The sequence below is a fragment of the Vibrio nitrifigilis genome, from assembly GCF_015686695.1.
Lineage (GTDB): Bacteria > Pseudomonadota > Gammaproteobacteria > Enterobacterales > Vibrionaceae > Vibrio > Vibrio nitrifigilis.
In genome coordinates this window covers 1309454-1325894 of sequence record NZ_JADPMR010000004.1, presented here as the reverse complement: position 1 = coordinate 1325894, position 16441 = coordinate 1309454, and the positions used below count along the sequence as shown (strand labels likewise).

General features: G+C 40.5%; 17 protein-coding genes and 1 pseudogene. 5 read left to right on the top strand and 13 right to left on the bottom strand.

Translation table 11 applies throughout. From position 1 onward, the window contains the following. Positions 1-175: 175 nt before the first annotated feature. The 4 genes from I1A42_RS22345 to kduD form a co-directional block, all read right to left on the bottom strand. Positions 176-811 carry an RpiB/LacA/LacB family sugar-phosphate isomerase gene (locus I1A42_RS22345; RefSeq protein ID WP_161153258.1) on the bottom strand — a complete coding sequence of 212 codons (636 nt, stop codon included), beginning with the start codon at positions 809-811 and terminating at the stop codon, positions 176-178. 92 nt (positions 812-903) lie between these two features. Then, positions 904-1227: a cupin domain-containing protein gene (locus tag I1A42_RS22340; RefSeq protein WP_161153257.1), complete on the bottom strand. Its 324-nt coding sequence runs from the start codon at positions 1225-1227 to the stop codon at positions 904-906. A gap of 77 nt (positions 1228-1304) precedes the next feature. Next, positions 1305-1826, bottom strand: coding sequence for a YgjV family protein (locus I1A42_RS22335; protein WP_161153334.1), 522 nt, complete (start codon positions 1824-1826; stop codon positions 1305-1307). Positions 1827-1855: 29 nt separating this feature from the next. After that, entirely contained in the window at positions 1856-2617 is a 762-nt protein-coding gene (kduD, locus tag I1A42_RS22330; RefSeq protein WP_161153256.1) for a 2-dehydro-3-deoxy-D-gluconate 5-dehydrogenase KduD, read from the bottom strand. A 246-nt stretch (positions 2618-2863) separates the two neighbouring features. Here kduD and kdgR point away from each other — a divergent pair, with 246 nt between their 5' ends. The 4 genes from kdgR (at position 2864) to I1A42_RS22310 (ending at position 7221) form a co-directional block, all read left to right on the top strand. Then, positions 2864-3646 (top strand): DNA-binding transcriptional regulator KdgR, encoded by a 783-nt coding sequence (gene kdgR / locus I1A42_RS22325; RefSeq protein ID WP_196125111.1) that lies wholly within the window; start codon positions 2864-2866, stop codon positions 3644-3646. 227 nt (positions 3647-3873) lie between these two features. After that, positions 3874-5748 (top strand): DUF294 nucleotidyltransferase-like domain-containing protein, encoded by a 1875-nt coding sequence (locus I1A42_RS22320; protein ID WP_196125109.1) that lies wholly within the window; start codon positions 3874-3876, stop codon positions 5746-5748. A gap of 5 nt (positions 5749-5753) precedes the next feature. Further along, entirely contained in the window at positions 5754-6467 is a 714-nt protein-coding gene (locus tag I1A42_RS22315; RefSeq protein WP_196125107.1) for an exonuclease domain-containing protein, read from the top strand. A gap of 145 nt (positions 6468-6612) precedes the next feature. Then, a complete protein-coding gene (locus tag I1A42_RS22310) occupies positions 6613-7221 on the top strand; it encodes a 2OG-Fe(II) oxygenase (RefSeq protein ID WP_196125105.1) in 609 nt (202 codons plus the stop codon). Between the two features lie 182 nt (positions 7222-7403). Here I1A42_RS22310 and speG read toward each other — a convergent pair whose 3' ends face one another. The 7 genes from speG to I1A42_RS22275 form a co-directional block, all read right to left on the bottom strand. Further along, a complete protein-coding gene (gene speG, locus I1A42_RS22305) occupies positions 7404-7943 on the bottom strand; it encodes a spermidine N1-acetyltransferase (protein ID WP_196125103.1) in 540 nt (179 codons plus the stop codon). A gap of 11 nt (positions 7944-7954) precedes the next feature. Further along, on the bottom strand, positions 7955-8350 hold the full coding sequence (locus tag I1A42_RS22300; protein WP_161153250.1) for a DUF2391 family protein: 396 nt from the start codon (positions 8348-8350) through the stop codon (positions 7955-7957). A 199-nt stretch (positions 8351-8549) separates the two neighbouring features. Beyond that, positions 8550-8783, bottom strand: coding sequence for a hypothetical protein (locus I1A42_RS22295; protein WP_161153249.1), 234 nt, complete (start codon positions 8781-8783; stop codon positions 8550-8552). Between the two features lie 80 nt (positions 8784-8863). After that, positions 8864-9349: an acyl-CoA thioesterase gene (locus I1A42_RS22290; protein ID WP_196125101.1), complete on the bottom strand. Its 486-nt coding sequence runs from the start codon at positions 9347-9349 to the stop codon at positions 8864-8866. 469 nt (positions 9350-9818) lie between these two features. Then, entirely contained in the window at positions 9819-10112 is a 294-nt protein-coding gene (locus tag I1A42_RS22285) for a DUF3861 domain-containing protein (RefSeq protein WP_161153247.1), read from the bottom strand. Positions 10113-10126: 14 nt separating this feature from the next. Continuing rightward, entirely contained in the window at positions 10127-10855 is a 729-nt protein-coding gene (locus I1A42_RS22280) for a recombinase family protein (RefSeq protein ID WP_196125099.1), read from the bottom strand. A 420-nt stretch (positions 10856-11275) separates the two neighbouring features. Further along, positions 11276-12184: a LysR family transcriptional regulator gene (locus I1A42_RS22275; protein ID WP_196125097.1), complete on the bottom strand. Its 909-nt coding sequence runs from the start codon at positions 12182-12184 to the stop codon at positions 11276-11278. 136 nt (positions 12185-12320) lie between these two features. Between I1A42_RS22275 and I1A42_RS22270 the strand changes: the two genes are divergently transcribed. Further along, positions 12321-14276, top strand: a complete 1956-nt coding sequence (locus tag I1A42_RS22270; RefSeq protein ID WP_161153244.1) for a TonB-dependent receptor domain-containing protein — start codon at positions 12321-12323, stop codon at positions 14274-14276. A gap of 543 nt (positions 14277-14819) precedes the next feature. On the opposite strand, the pseudogene I1A42_RS22265 reads toward I1A42_RS22270, so the two are convergent. Both I1A42_RS22265 and I1A42_RS22260 read right to left on the bottom strand, forming a co-directional pair. Next, positions 14820-14942, bottom strand: a pseudogene (locus I1A42_RS22265) (acyltransferase); the annotation flags it as partial. A 78-nt stretch (positions 14943-15020) separates the two neighbouring features. Further along, positions 15021-16367 (bottom strand): alpha/beta hydrolase, encoded by a 1347-nt coding sequence (locus I1A42_RS22260; RefSeq protein ID WP_202436310.1) that lies wholly within the window; start codon positions 16365-16367, stop codon positions 15021-15023. Between the last annotated feature and the right edge of the window lie 74 nt (positions 16368-16441).

The window sequence follows — 16441 nt, the reverse complement described above, 5'->3', positions numbered from 1 at the left end:
TGTCCTCTGACGTCAAAAGTGAACGCGTCATTTAACTTTACTGCGATACCCCAATGACCTCAATGAGTTTGGGCTCAGTATCCATCACGAAAAAAGGGGGATTGCCTTTCAACGTCGCATGTCAATAAAAAAGCCAGTAAGGATACTGGCTTAAAAGGCAATAACGGATTAAGGGTTAGATAAGAGATTGTACATACTCTGCGATTTCTGGCACTTGGCAACCGCTAAAGAAGCATTCTTGGAAACGAGGACCACCAACGGCTGTTTTCACCAGTTCTTGATCCATCGCTTTTAATGTATCTAAGTAGTTGTCTTTTACAACGGCTTGTTTTACTTCGTTTAAAATGCCTGCATTACGTTTTTGTGGTTCAGCACGTTCTTTTGGATAACCTTCGCCACGTTCACCCGTAAAGGCTTTTTCGAAGATGTAACGCACGTTAAGTTCTGCACCCCAACCATAACCTTTAGCAAATGCGAGTGATAGTGCATTACCATTGTTGATTTGATTGAATAGGAATGCGTCGGATGGATCTAGACAGTAACCACAAACCACACCTGGGTGGATATTTAATGACATCATAGCGCCTTGGCCTGTACCACAACCTGCAACCACAAAATCAACCGCTTTAGAGTTAAGCAGTAGGCTCGCCATAATCCCAAGGTGGATGTAAGTTAGATGGTGATCTTGTTCATCACTCATCCCTACGTTATACACGGAATGACCGAGAGGTTCTGTCACTGTAGTCAGTTCGTTTAAGACAGTCGCGTTTTTAGCCGCTTGGCTGTTTTCCATCATCAGTGCGATTTTCATAAGGAATTCTCCTGCGGATCACTCCGCAACTAATAAATTAAAATCAAATATGGGTTAGCCAAACACCACTTCATCGGGTATTTGGCAGAAAATTACTCAATAAAGTCTTTGCGCATTGGGGTAAAGTTATCCAACAGCACCCCTTTTTCTAAACAGACGCAGCCGTGCATTTCATTCGGTTTTTTGTATAAGACGTCGCCAGTGCGAACGACTTTCTTTTCATCACCGATGGTGAACTCAAACGAACCGGATAACACATAGGTCAATTGTTCATGTGGGTGGTTGTGCATGGCGCCAATCGCCCCTTTTTCAAAATGCACTTCAACCGACATGATGTTGTCACTGTAGGCAAGAATTTTGCGGGAAACGCCATCGCCTAGGTCTTGAAGTTCTACGTCTTCGTTAAATACAAACATGGTGTGTGTCCTCTTAAGCTTAGGGTATTTTCCCTTGTCAAATTACCGGAAAAATGTACTTAAGCTTTTGTTTAAGCTCACAATGCTTGGCTTGCTATAGTTCGTTTCTTATCGCGAACTATGCGAAAAATGGTCAAGCAATTAACTGAAATAAGTGTGGCTTCTAATAGGGTGCCCCCGATCGAACCCACCAAAATATTATTAATCAGCCAGCATATTGCCCCGACAACGAAGGCGATGCGCATCGCTACGCCTTCGAGAGTGAATATGGCTACCGTGCCAATCGTCATACCGACTATTGGCCATAAATCCCACCAGTTATCGGCAATGGCGATGCCAAATACGATACCAATAATAGCAAAAACAGCAGCGATTCGTTTCGACGAAGTATAGATAGAGCTGGCTGTTCTCAGTGCGGATAAACCAGTACTGAGTGTTGAAACCATTGAGCCAAGTAAGAAAAAATGGACTAAATGATTGAGATTAAAGATCAGCATGATGATCTTTAACCGTCGATCATTTTTCTGGTAAAACGTAGAAATTCCTAGCGCAAAGCTCACAAAACCGAGCAGTTGTGCAATTTCATACACAGTCACAATCTTTTCCTAACAGCTCAATGAGCTTCAAATTAACGTGCTAACCAACCACCATCGACAGCAATGGTATAACCATTGATGTAGTCGGACGCGGCTGATGCTAAGAAAACACAAGGGCCAGCAAGGTCAGAAGGTAATCCCCAGCGAGCAGCAGGAATACGTTCCACGATCTCCTGGTTACGTTCTGTGTCAGCGCGGAGTGCTGCGGTGTTGTTGGTTGCCATATATCCAGGCGCGATGGCGTTCACATTGATGTTATTTTTTGCCCATTCATTAGCCATTAAGCGGGTAATGCCCATGACACCACTTTTCGCAGCTGTGTACGATGGAACACGAATCCCACCTTGGAATGACAGCATAGACGCAATATTAATGATTTTGCCGCCTGTGCCCTGAGTGATGAACTGCTTGGCTACCGCCTGAGACATGAAAAAGACAGATTTGACGTTAATGTCCATGACATCGTCCCAATCTTTTTCACTAAATTCGATGGCGTCGTTACGACGAATGATACCAGCATTGTTGACTAGAATATCGATGTGACCGAACTGAGTAATCGCACGATCGATAATAGAAGGAACATCATCAAGGGTAATGAGATTCGCGCGAACATCTAAGAATTCACGACCTAAAGCCGTAATTTGTTCCTTTGTTTCAGTAGGTTCTGCGATGTTTACGCCAACGATGTTACAACCGGCCTTTGCGAGACCTAGTGCCATACCTTGACCTAGGCCTGTATCACACCCGGTCACTATCGCGACTTTGCCTTCAAGATTAAATGATTCAAGAACCATAGTGTTTTCCTTAATGTAGCTAACTGATAAAGAGACAAGCTCGTCTCATTGCTGATGTGGTTATCATGTTCCAAAAAAAAACAGTTGGCAAATATTTTTGAAAAGCTGTTTTAAAAATCTTGATTGGGATCTGTTTTTTCAGGGTAGTGTTTGAAGGGTTTCATATTTATGAAAAGCCTTTTTAAAAATAGTGGTACGAATATCTTGAGAGGCTATAATGACTTAAGTTAGAAAAGGGGACAGCGAATGGAAAAATCAACACAGCCGGAAGCCGTGTCGTCGGTACTAAAAGTATTTAGTATCTTACAGGCTCTAGGTGAACAGAAAGAAATTGGTGTGTCGGAACTCTCGCAACGTTTGATGATGTCTAAAGCGACCACATATCGATTTTTGCAAACAATGAAGACCTTAGGTTATGTGTCTCAAGAAGGCGAAGCAGATAAATATTCTCTGACCCTAAAGTTGTTTGAGCTTGGCTCTAAGTCACTGGAATACGTAGACTTAGTTGGCTTAGCAAACAAAGAAATGCAGCAGATTGCTGATAAAACGAATGAAGCATTGCACCTTGGTGCTCTTGATGAAAATGCTATCATTTATATTCATAAAATTGATTCGGGTTACAACCTGCGCATGTATTCGCGTATTGGACGTCGTAATCCACTTTATAGTACTGCGATTGGTAAAGTGTTACTGGCTGAACGTGATGAAAGCTATGTACGTCACTTATTAGAAGATGTGGACTTTATTCCCCACACCGAACGTACCCACCAAAATACCGATCAGCTACTTAATGAATTACATTTGGTGCGTGAACAACATTTTGCTGAAGATAACGAAGAGCAGGAACCCGGGTTACGCTGTATTGCCGCGCCTATCTATGATCGTTTTGGTATGGTTATCGCAGCAATTTCAATTTCTTTCCCAACCATTCGTTTTGCTGAAGAACGAAAAGGGGAATACGTTGAAATGCTACATACAGCGTGCCGAAATGTATCGGAAAATCTTGGGTATACCCAGTATCCGGTTTAATTACCTAGTCTATCAAAACGACTTCAAGATGTAAGATTCAGAGGTTCATCAACGAGCATAGATTAAGTTCAATCACGGTAGGGATGACTATTCCTTTCAACGTGATTGGTATATCGTTCTCAATCAATGAGCGCTAGATCAAAAATGTGAAATGAAAAGCAGCATGAAGGCTGCTTTTTTTTGTACTATAAAATTAATTGAAACGCTGTTTTGATCTGGAGATAAAGGTGGGATCATCATTAACCCCTAATATTTATGACTTTTTAATTCGTTTGGACCCGTTTGATAAATTGCCGCAAGAGATTGTGTTAGCGGTCGCGGGCCAAGTAAAAGTCCGTTACTTAGCGCAAGGTGAACATATTACTTTTAGCGCTTTATGTTCTGATCGTTACCTCTATATCATTCGTACAGGGGCGATAGAGCAGCGTCGTCCTGATGGACAATTGCGAGCGCGATTAGGCGAAGAAGATCAGTTTGGTTTCACGTTTTTGGAGCCGCTTAATGAAGCAGAAGATGGCTACCAAGCAACAGCTATTGAAGACTCATTACTGTATTTGATTCCGCACCAACAGTTACAAGCTATTTGCCAACAACACCCTGAATTTGCCAATTACTTCGCTTCTCAAGCTCAGTTACGTTTAACCTCGGCAGTCGATTACGCCTATCGCGAAGAAGAAAATGGGCTGTTTTATCGTCGGGTGGAAGAGGTGGCGAGTAAGAATATTGCAATTGTAAATGTTGGCACGCCAATTCGCGTGGTTGCGGAGTTGATGTGTGGCAATGATTCACTGAGTTACAGTTCCTGTGCTGCAATCATGCAAAACGATGAATTAGTTGGAATTGTAACTGATAGGGATATGACTCGCTCTGTTGTGGCGCGGGGGGTAGATACGGCGAGCCCGATTGAGACAGTGATGACACGTAATCCTCAGCTTATTCATGCTGATGACAAAGTGGTGCAAGCGATTTCAGTTATGTTGCAATACAACATTCGTTGTTTGCCTGTTATGAAAGAGAACCAAGTCGTTGGTCTATTAACGACGTCTCATCTGGTACATAACCACAAAACGCAGGCGTTATTTTTGATCGAAAAAATCAAATACGCAGGCAATATCCAAGCATTAGCGGATTTAAAAGAAGAGCGGCTGACAATTTTTCAATCTTTAGTCGAAAGCGGTATTAGTGCAGAAATACAAGGTCGTGTTATGTCGATGATCATGGATGCCTTTACACGTCGTTTACTGCAAATGACCGAAGAATTACTTGGCCCTGCTCCTTGTGATTATGCTTGGGTGGTTGCAGGTTCGCATGCGCGAAATGAAGTGCATGTGCTATCGGATCAAGACAGCGCTTTGGTATTGTCTGATGATATGAAGCCAGAACATGAGCTCTATTTTCGTCATTTGGCTATGCGAGTGTGTAATGGTCTACAAGCTTGTGGCTATCCATTGTGTGATGGCAAATACATGGCCGCATCTCCAAAGTGGTGCCAACCGCTTACGGTATGGAAAGAGTATTATCGTAAATGGGTATCGAGTCCTGAATACAACAAGCTTCTCAGTATTAGTGTGTTTCTCGAAACGCGTGCCATCTATGGTAATACCGAGTTGGTTGATCAAATGCAGCAGTATTTGCATGAATGTTTACAAAAAAGCACTAACTTTTTGCCCGCCTTGGTGAAAGATGCCATTGATACACAACCCCCGTTGGGTATTTTTAATAATTTGGTGTTGGAAAAAGGTGGTGATAATAGCAAGACGCTAAATATTAAAAAATTCGCGCTAAATTTGATCATCGATCTTGCGCGGATCTTTTCATTATCCGCGGGCGGTTCGATGACGGGCACCGAAGAACGTTTTCTGTTTGCTGCAGAACAAGGCGCAATGTCACAAGACAGTTGCCAAAATATTATTGGCGCTTATAAGTTCATCACCCAAGTCCGTTTTCAACATCAATTGGAAGCACTAAAGCAGGGTAAAACACCTGATAATCATATTTCACCAGATAGTTTCAGTAGCTTCGAGCGTAAGCACTTGAAAGATGCATTTAAAATTATCAGTGAACTACAAGACGTCGCTAAACTGCGTTTTGTGAAAGGATAATCACTATGTTACAAGCGATAAAACGCCATTTTAATGCCTCGCGTCATGTCTATCAGCAGCACTTTACCTGCCGTGAACGTCATGATTGGCTGCCTGGCCTCGCGTATTATTTCGCGACGCCATTACCTGATTTGAAAGAATTTGTCGGCGAAATTTCGTTACTGTCATTTGATTTTGAAACCTCAGGGATTGATGCCCAACGCGATCAAATTTTAAGTGTGGGTTGGGTACCAATGACGATTCAATCGATAGATACGGGGGCCAGTGAGGAGCGCTATGTTTGCCACCGCCAATATGTGAATGCCCGCTCGGCCGAGATTCATCAGCTTACACCGTCGGCTTTATCTAAAGGCATTGAATTAGATAGAGCGATGGACGAATTATTTGCAGCGCTTGCTGGTAAGGTTGCCTTAGTGCATGGCAGTAGTATTGAAAGGACGTTTATTAATCAGTATGTCTCTGACCGCTATGGGTTGGATGTGTTTCCATGTATTTGGATTGATACATTAAAAATTGAAAAGCAGCTTACGTTTGATGGGAAAACCCATTGTCGTAGTAGCCTACAGTTAAATGATCTAAGGCAATGTTATCGCTTGCCTAACTACACGGCTCACTCAGCTGCGATTGACGCGCTGTCCACTGCTGAACTATTTGTTGCTCAGTTGAAATCCATCTTTAAAGGTCATTCGCCACGATTAGAAAAAATCGCGTGTATTTGAGAACACAAAGATTAATCCCGGATTTATGAAAGTATTTTGTTAGAAAAATTCGATTAGTATTTTTTATCCAAAAGATTAAAACTTAGATTTGTGGGGAGGCTCAACTCTCGCTATATATCTGCTTTTGGTTTTTGGGGTTACGTTTTTGTCTTTAGATAATCTAATCGATGCGATTGCAGATCAAGGTTGGTACATTTGGGATGATTTTTTATCTGTCGAACAAGTAAGAGATTTATGCCAAGAAATGCCAGAAAATTGGAGGACCGCCAAGATCGGCCGCTCCGATTCAAAGCATCAAAACCAGCGTCGCCGCAGCGATAAAATTCAGTGGCTTCAGCCTACGATGGGCTTTGCTATTCACGATTATTTGGAGCGTATGGAGCATATTCGTCACAACGTCAATCGAGCATTATTTTTAGGCTTGTTTGAGTATGAGGCACATTTTGCAAAATACGACATTGGGGATGCCTATGAAAAGCATTACGATGCATTTCAAGGAAGAACGAATCGACGCTTAACTACGGTAATGTACTTGAATGAGCACTGGACCGAAGCTGATGGTGGCAAATTAAAACTATATAGCGATCAGGATGAACTGATCGAAACCGTTGCGCCTTATGCAGGACGGCTAGTGGTATTTCTTTCTGAGCGTTTTCCTCATGAAGTTTGTATTAGCCATGCAGAGCGATTTAGCATCGCTGGATGGTTTAGAACGAATGGAGTCAGCGAGCAGTGTTTTGATATATCTCGCTAGAAGAGAACGTATATTGAAATATTGGCTCATCAGCGCTGAAGGTTAGGAAAGCGGTAAGAAAGAAAAATGACGCCGCATTTATGATAACTATAGTGATGATACGACAACACTCCGGTGTTATTTCTTCGATGTTTTACCGCGCACTCCACCTCAGAGGTGCGCGGTTTTTTTATACCTTGCTGCTACTGGGGCTTAAATTGCTCTTTATGTTTGCTTAAATAAGCACTTTGCAAAATGTACATGCGTTTCACATCTTGGTAGCTACCATTAATAAAAAACTCTTCGACCAGATGGCCTTCTTCAATAAATCCTGCTTTGTCATATAAGTGCACCGCTTTTTCATTCTCTACAGCAACATGCAAATAAATTTTATGAAGATTCAGAATCGTGAACGAGTAATCGAGCGCTTTGTTGATCAAAATTTCGGCAAAGCCGTTGCCCTGATGTTCTGGGGTAATAATGATCTGAAACTCAGCGCTGCGGTGAATATAGTTAATTTCAATTAACTCGACTAACCCCACTAATTCTTTATCTTCATTTTCGACGACGAAACGTCGCTCCGCATTATCATGAATATGTTTGTTGTATAACTCTTCAAGTTCGTCAAAAGATTCATACGGTTCCTCAAACCAATAAGTCATGATATTACGGTTGTTATTTAAATTATGGATAAATCTCAAATCGCCTCGTTCTAAGGCACGTAAGCTTAATTTAGGAGTCATAAAGGTACTCGTTATTCCTTATCAAAACTGTCGACGACAATCGCGCCCATTGAAGCAGGCATCGTAATTACAATAATACGTTTTAAAGAGACAAAGGGATGTTCCAATAATGGGAGCTTATCTAAAGAGAGTAGTACTAACGCAACGACAACGGCTGCAATAAAATAAGCAATCACAATGCGAAATAGAAACACGCTAAACCGAGCGCGAATATTACTTTGGAACACACTGTGGTAGGCAAAAACACCAAGAAAGCTAATAGACAGAGCCATCAATAATAATAAGTTAGGAATTGGCAACGTGTTACCTAATTGCCAAGCTTCCTCAGAAAAAGAGATAGGAACGGCAAGCGCAAATGCACCAACGCAAACTTGAATCGCATCTTCGGCATTAAAACTAAACCTCATGTAACAACCTTATATCTGAGTGAATGCTTTTTAATGTAAGCATTACGACCTTGGAGTGCAAGAACAATAAAGTGATGTTCGTGGTTCCTTTTGCTTAAAGGTCGTTATGCCCAAATAACCTCAAGATGTAGGACACAGGAACTTGTGATTACTTGGGTATATAAATTAGCTCAGTGGTTAGAATAAAGAGGGTAAGGACTTAGAAAAGGGTTCTAAGGTGGGTGATAAGTACGGCAATATTTTCTTCATAGAGTGCCACCTTACGAAACAGATCAGCAAATTGCGCATCACCGCCAAAACAGGCTTGGATGTAATGATTGATCTGTTTCGGTTGATAACCTTCCACATACAGAGCCCGTACCCATTGATATTCTGTGGCCTTAGGATCCATTAATGATGACTCTCCGAGAGTCACAACGTATTTCTTTGTCATTCCGTGTCTTGTGAGAAGATAGTCGTAGCATGATTAAATCAAACAAGCATGACGTTTACATGACAGCGTATGCCGATGGTTTATTTCGGTTTTTTAACATGAGCTTCCATCTCTTCACCAATCTCTTTACGCATATTCATTAAACGAATCGCGGAGTCATGTAAAAACTGGTCATGAGGTGTTTTGGGAATCCATTGAGGAACTGGCGTTGGTTTGCCCTCTTCATCCACTGCTACCATAATTACGATGCAGTGCGTCGTCAGCTGCTGATCGACATTTTTAGGATCGCTCGCTTGCACATCTAGTCCAATGTGCATTGAGGTATTGCCGGTATAAATGATTTTGGCGTTGACCTCGACCAAACTCCCAACCAGGATAGGGGCCACAAAACGGATACCACCAGCATAAGCGGTAATACAATATTTTTTACTCCAGCCAGCAGCGCAGGCATACGCCGCTAAATCAATCCATTTCATCACCGCGCCGCCATGCACTTTACCACCAAAGTTGACATCACTTGGCTCGGCCAAAAATCGTAAGGTTATATCCCGACTTCCATGTTCCATATGCAGTTTCCTTGTTAATGTCTCTTAATATAACCATACATTGCGATTATCCAATCATACCTTGAAAAATATACAACCATACCTTTAAAAAGTACAAAATGTGTACCATGCTTTTGAAATTTTACTACAATGTGGATTTTTGTTTTGGATAATGCTTAGAAACGTAATCTTGAAAACTCGAAAGTAAAAAATATATCTCGTTTCGTTAGTTTAAAAACTGATTCAGTATGGGCGACAGAATCAGATCTTGAATTTGACGCTTGTTTCCATTTTGAATTTGCGCCGCAGATAACGACATTCGAAACTCTGCCATTAGGCTTCAAATACCGGATAAACGGAAGTTTACGTCGATATCCCCCTGATATGCTTTGTTCGTTCTGACAGAAGATGATATTCAAATTTCCCCTTTATTGGACAATCTAAAGATCATTCATCGCTACGCTTGCTCTGATAATATTGATTAGGTGTTCTATTTGATATTTTGTTTGAGTTTCTTCATAAATTGACCAAAATGTGGGCTGAATTCATGAAATAGCGGGTGTTTTCTGTGTTCCAGCATAATTTCACCGAGCATTTTTAAGCCTATGGCAAAACTGTGAGTCTGCTTTTTATCTAGTCCTTCAATGATTCCTACCTTGGACAGAATTTGTTTTAAATCATCGTGAGATTCAAAATCAAAAGCAATATGCTCCTCTGATGATATGTCTGATCCATCTTTGTTTTTTAGTGGAGCTATATCAATGTGGTATAAGTTCTTTTTCATGTTATAAAGCCTTTTTAATTTTGATGATCTTCATCTCTTAGAGGTTTATTTCCATAGCCTCTTTTAGGGCTGTGGCCTTTTTGTTCGCCGTGTCTTCTTTCCCCACATCGCCCACCGTGCCTGTGGCTACGACTTCTAAGATGACCTAGTTCATCGTCATCTTTAATTTTTGCTTTTACTCTTTTAACGGTTGATATACTTGCACCAGTCTCGTCAGCAACGGTCTGTAGGGTTTTGCCTTCAAACAGAGCTTGTGCAATTACCTCATGCATTTCTTTATTTATCTTGCGACCACGGAATTTTGCTTTCCAACCTTCACTGTCTTTTTTAAGAGAGCGGCGTCCAAGCTCTGCGGCAAATAGGCGTTTATGTTTTTCAGACTCAGCAAAACCTTGCATCATTTTTACTAGGGCATCTGTAATTTGATCATCCTGTTTGAATTCCAAATTTTGAACAATGGTCTTAATTGTTATGCCTCGCCCAATAAGTAGTTTGATGTTATTCAGGCATTTTGAAAACTCTTTACCCAGCTCGTCAATCCACCAAACGACCAGTTCGTCACCTTTTATAAGCTTTGTATCTAATTCAGTAAATACTGATCTTTCTGATAGTGGGACACCACCGCGAACCCCAGTCTCTTTAAATAGTTCAATATCGTTTTGGTATGCTGAAAAAGCTTCAATACGGTTGTCAATATCGTTGATTTTAGGTGATATACGGATGTACCCATAACATTTAGTCATAATGACACCTTTGGTTTTTTTGATGTTATGGTTCATATTAAATTATAATAATGGACCAGTCAACCAAATGAGCTATTAAAATGATTTGTGTGGATCAGTAAGATATAGGTAATTAAGCAGGAAAAGTGTTCATAGCTAAGTTATTTGAATTTGGTTTCAAAGTGTTAACGCCCTAAACAGCAATTGTCCAAACAGCTTGGGGAACAAGGGGAAGAATGGATTCAGTCTATTTGTGGTATGAGTTATCGCTTTGATGATAATAGCTAATCGGTGTTTAAGGGCTATAAGAATAATATAAACATTATATCTATAACCCTTATTGTCTTTATACCTGACCACATCTGAAGCAATTCGGTCCATGGCGGTAGTTAAATGGTTTAATTGAGTTTCAGTTACGCCTTCTAAAGGATAAAAAGCTATTTAAGAAAGTCGTTGATGCCAATGTTTCGGTCTAGTTTCTTGCATTCGATTAACTAAAGTTTGAACTTTTACTTGATGCTTATCGCGCGGGGTATAACAAATAATAGGTCTAGGATCACTATGCCAATCTGGTAAACAAGGGACTAACTTACCATGATGCATTTCATTAAATTTATGATAAATACTCACAGGAAGAAGGCCAATCCCTCTCCCAGCTGTAATACCATCAAGCTGTAAAGAAATATTATCGCTATGAAAACGGCTAGGTAAGTGTTCTACTTGAAAAGTTTCACCATCAGAATTAGAAAGTTCAATATTTTCTAGCTCTGCGGCTGCGTAATGTAGCCATCGATGTTCTCTAATATCATTCGGATGATTTAACTTATTGTTTTTCTCCATATAGGCTTGTGAAGCAAAGACCGAATAACACCAGTAACCGATAGTTTCTTGGCGCCAGCTAATATCAGATAATTCTCCAAGCCATAGGATCAAATCAGGGTCTACATCTTGGTAGGCTGCTTGGTATTGGCTGATGATATTTATATTGAGATTAGGGTTATCATCCAAATAGTTATTTATTAGTTTATTAAACCAACCACGTACCAAGTTAGTATGTACAATTATAGTCAGTTCACCACTGATTTCATTACTAACTTTCTGCATAGCATCAATGCTTTCTTCGGTTAAATCCAATATTTTTTTGCAGTAACTATGGAATACTTCACCTGCTTGTGTAATGGCAAGGCGGTTACCTCTACGAATCATTAAAGATTGACCAACTTCATTCTCTAATGTGGTTAAACGACGACTAACGGTAGACTTAGGCTGATGTAGATACTTGGCTGCTGCCGTAAGACTTTTTTTCTCACAGAGGGCATAAAAAGCTCTAATTGATGCGAAATCTTGCACGGTTTCCCCCCTTATAGAACCAGCTACGTTCCACTAATGGAACAAAGATTCCATGAAATGAACCTTATGTAGGACATTGTAAATCTAGATAATACTAATGCAACTAATAATTATTATCATTTAAAGGAAAAGATTTATGTTTGTTCCTTCCAAGTTTGTACTTTCAGCAGTGGCCCTTGGTGTTCTTGGTTCTATACCAAGCGTATTTGCTCAGGATTCTACTAACACTGACAATACGAATGAAACTATGGTCATTACAGCTGCTGGATATGATCAAAAAGTTCAAAATGCATCGGCTAGCGTAACCGTTATTACCCGTGAAGAGCTAGAGTCTCGTTACTATCGTGATATTGCGGATGCTTTATCTAGTGTGCCTGGAGTCGTAGTAACAGGCGGTGGTGATGCTAAAGATATTTCCATTCGCGGCATGGGTTCATCTTATACATTGATATTGGTTGATGGCAAACGAGTGTCTACTCGTCAAACTCGCCCAAACAGTGATGGACCGGGAGTTGAAGATGGTTGGTTACCACCGTTAGAAGCTATTCAACGTATAGAAGTAATTAAAGGGCCCATGTCTACACTTTATGGTTCCGATGCAATTGGTGGTGTGATCAACGTGATTACGCGTAAAGATCAGCAACATTGGACTGGCAAAATATCACTGAGTACATTGTTACAAGAGGATCGTGATTCTGGTGATGAGCAAAATGGTAATTTCTTTGTTACGGGACCTTTGACAGATTCTCTTTCTTTACAAGTTTATGGTCAAAATCAACACCGTGATGAAGATAATATTATAAATGGTTACGCACAAAATGATATGCGTAGTCTTAATACGAAGCTAACTTATCAATTAAATGTGAATCATCAATTTAGTTTGGAAGCCGGCATTAATGAGCAAGATAGTCGTTCAAATGCAGATAAATCCTATGAATCAAATAGCTATTATGCATTATCATCTGATTACACCGAGGCAAAATATAGCCGTAAGACTGCTGCGTTGTCTCATCAAGGGACTTGGGGAGATAATGTAAAGGAAAACTCGTATCTGCAGTATGAGCGCTCATACAGCTATTCACGTGATATAACGTTGAATAATACCGAATACAAAACAACCGTCGTATTACCGTTTACCACGAATACATTATCGATGGGGTTGCAAGCTCAACATGAAAGTATGGACGATACTTCGACAAATACAGGCGGTACGATTACTCACCTATCCAATACGGACTTCGCTCTATTTGTTGAAGATGAATGGCGTGTGATTGATCCGCTTGCTTTAACTGGTGGTATTCGTTATCAGCATGATCAACGGTACGGTTCTCACTTTAGTCCGCGAGTTTATTCAGTATGGAATATAGATGATGCTTGGACATTAAAAGGGGGTGTTTCTACCGGTTTCCGTGCACCAGATCTCCGTCAATCTAGTCCTGGTTGGGTACAGGCTAGTCGTGGGGGGAATCGTTATGGTAGTGCTAACTTGAAACCGGAAAAATCTGTTACCGAGGAAATCAACTTAGCTTATCGTAGCGAAGAAGGATTACATGCTGAAGTTGGCCTGTTTAACAACGATTTTAAAGATATGATCACAACTACAAGTTGTACAGCATCGACGTGTGACACGTTAACGAACTCTTGGGGGAATACCAATAAACGTAACGTGAATGTGGACAAGGCTGTCACTCGAGGCATTGAAGCATCTGTTGATACACCACTGACAGACTCAATCGACTTTAAAACAAGTTATACCTACACTTATTCACGTCAGAAAACAGGCGATAATAAAGGGAATCCTTTAGAAAACCTACCTAAACATTTAGTTTCAGCTGACATGACTTGGCGTGCATCAGAAAAATTGGATAGCTGGCTTAAATACACTTATCACGGTGAGGAACGCGCTGATAGTGGTGTGACACCTGTTCCTTCTTATACTTTCTTTGATGCTGGAGTCACTTACCAACTAGCTGATAATGTAAAAGTAAAAGGGGCAGTTTATAACTTGTTTGATAAAACCGTTGACTACGACACTTATGGATATACCGAGGATGGTCGTCGTTATTGGCTAGCGATGGACGTTTCTTTTTAACATTATTCTAGCTTAAATATTGCTTTGATATTGAGGTATTCAGGGTCAAGTATTTCTTGGCCCTTTTAGTTTTACAAAAGAAAGTGCCATACAAGTCAGCGGATGATGTCACCAAAGCAATAATAGATCTGCTCATTCTATATAAAGAACATGTACATACCCTAATGACTGATAACGGTCTTTTAATACAATATGTGAAAAAGGGAGCCGAGCTAACAACGGTAATATTGAATTCACTTTTAAGTACGGCTTTAATGAGTTTTCACTCTTTAGTCATGCTTTGCGCAAAGCATTTTCTATCTCTACAAGCGAGTTACTGTAGTCAGATAAAAAGTCTTATCAGAAAGATGCTGTTTTCAGTCTATCTATAACGGTATAATTGATAAAGCTTGAGCATTCCCGAGGATATTTATAGCGACCAAGCTTGGTGAAGTGGATAATAAAGTCTGACCAATATCTAGCTCAGTTTGGACAGAAATGTTGTAGGGCCGTATATTAAAGTGCATAAAAGTATGTCTAATCTAAACGGTTGTATGCCTGTATTCACGGCAAGTTTCTTAACTTTTTAGCTGGGTTTCCTGCATAGATCCCTTTCTCGGTAATGTTCTTAGTTACAATACTACCCGCACCAATAACTGCGCCTTCGCATATGCTAACCGGAAACACTGGTGATCGTCAGCTGTGATTTGATGGGCAGGAGATTCTCACTTGAAGTGAGTCATTATTCCAATGTTTATCGATCTACTACCTGATAAAACGCCCATCCTGGCTAATCCAATGGTCGACATAATCAAAAAGTGTTTTCATCGTGTCACCGAATTCTCCCTGTGTTTTTTCAGCCTGTTTGTTGGGAGTAAACATGTGAGTGGCACCTTCAACAAAAGCTAACGTTTTATCCTTGCTATTATTTGCGTGCTGGTAAATGGCCTCTGAAGCGAGATATTCCCAGCTACCAGTCATCCCCATTAGCAATAATGGACGATGAACACCTTCAATATTACCAATTGGACTAGTGATATTTGATCTCCAATCAATCCCAGTTACACCATCTTCCGTAATATTGTAATCAGGCGTTACTCGAATTCCGACTCTACTTAAGAAATTTTTTGCTGTAGTTACAAGTACACCATTAATTGAACTTGTATTGGATTTTAGGTTAAGAGGCAAACGTACTGAATGTATAACTTGGGTTGTTTCAGAGCCGTCGGCATGGAGTAAAGTCCATTTCTCTTTTGTATGCGAAAGTAGGGATACGTCTTGAGGATATAATTTGTTATTAAACAACATTTGCGCTCCTGCGGTCACGATAAAAGGCTCGTCATCGACATAATTTCCCTTGCCTTTCTCTATCGCTTGAACCCGATTTTCTGCATCTGTAACCAACTTGTTATAGCGTTCGCGTTGGGCAGTCAGATATTGCTGTTTAAACTCTTTTGAATAATGAGCGCCGTTTGTGGTGAAACCATTTTTGGAGCTGTAAAGATCGTATCTAGAGTCGAGATTAACTCCATTTCCTTCGGTTTTTACTGCTGGATCTAGACTGAATAATGTCATGGGGCCATTGCCCCAGTTAGCATCCAATAATATGACACCATCAGCAGCAGGCATATTATTAACGGCATCAGATATATGGATCATCTTGTCAGTTCCTTGAACGGACTTGACGCCATTTTCAGCAATAGTTTGGTAGGCCGTCATCAACGTGGCACCGCCACTATGCCCTAACAGAAGGATTTTCTTTATGTCAGAGCGGTTTTGCAAATACTCAATAGCAGATTTTACATTAAGCATCTTTTGTTCCATCGAGCTCTGAGATTTCGCTACGTTGGCACACAGAACAGAGTAACCGCGTTTGGATAGTTCAGTACAGGCTGGAAAATTAAGATAATTTTCATCGGAGTGCATGACTAGAACTGCTACTTGAGCTTTGGCACTTATGGTTTTGGGTTGGTAAAAAACTCCGGGAACATTGCGGCTGATAGGAATATAAGTATTTTTTATGTTCACTTCTTGTGCTTGAGTGGGGAAAGCTGTGCATAAAAGAGAAAACATTGTGGCTGAAAGAAAAGTTATTGTCATTCTATGTTGCATTAGGTCGTCCTTTGCTGTTTTGGAAGAAGCCAAATAGGTGAATTATCGTCGTTGGCTTCTTCCGTTATATACCG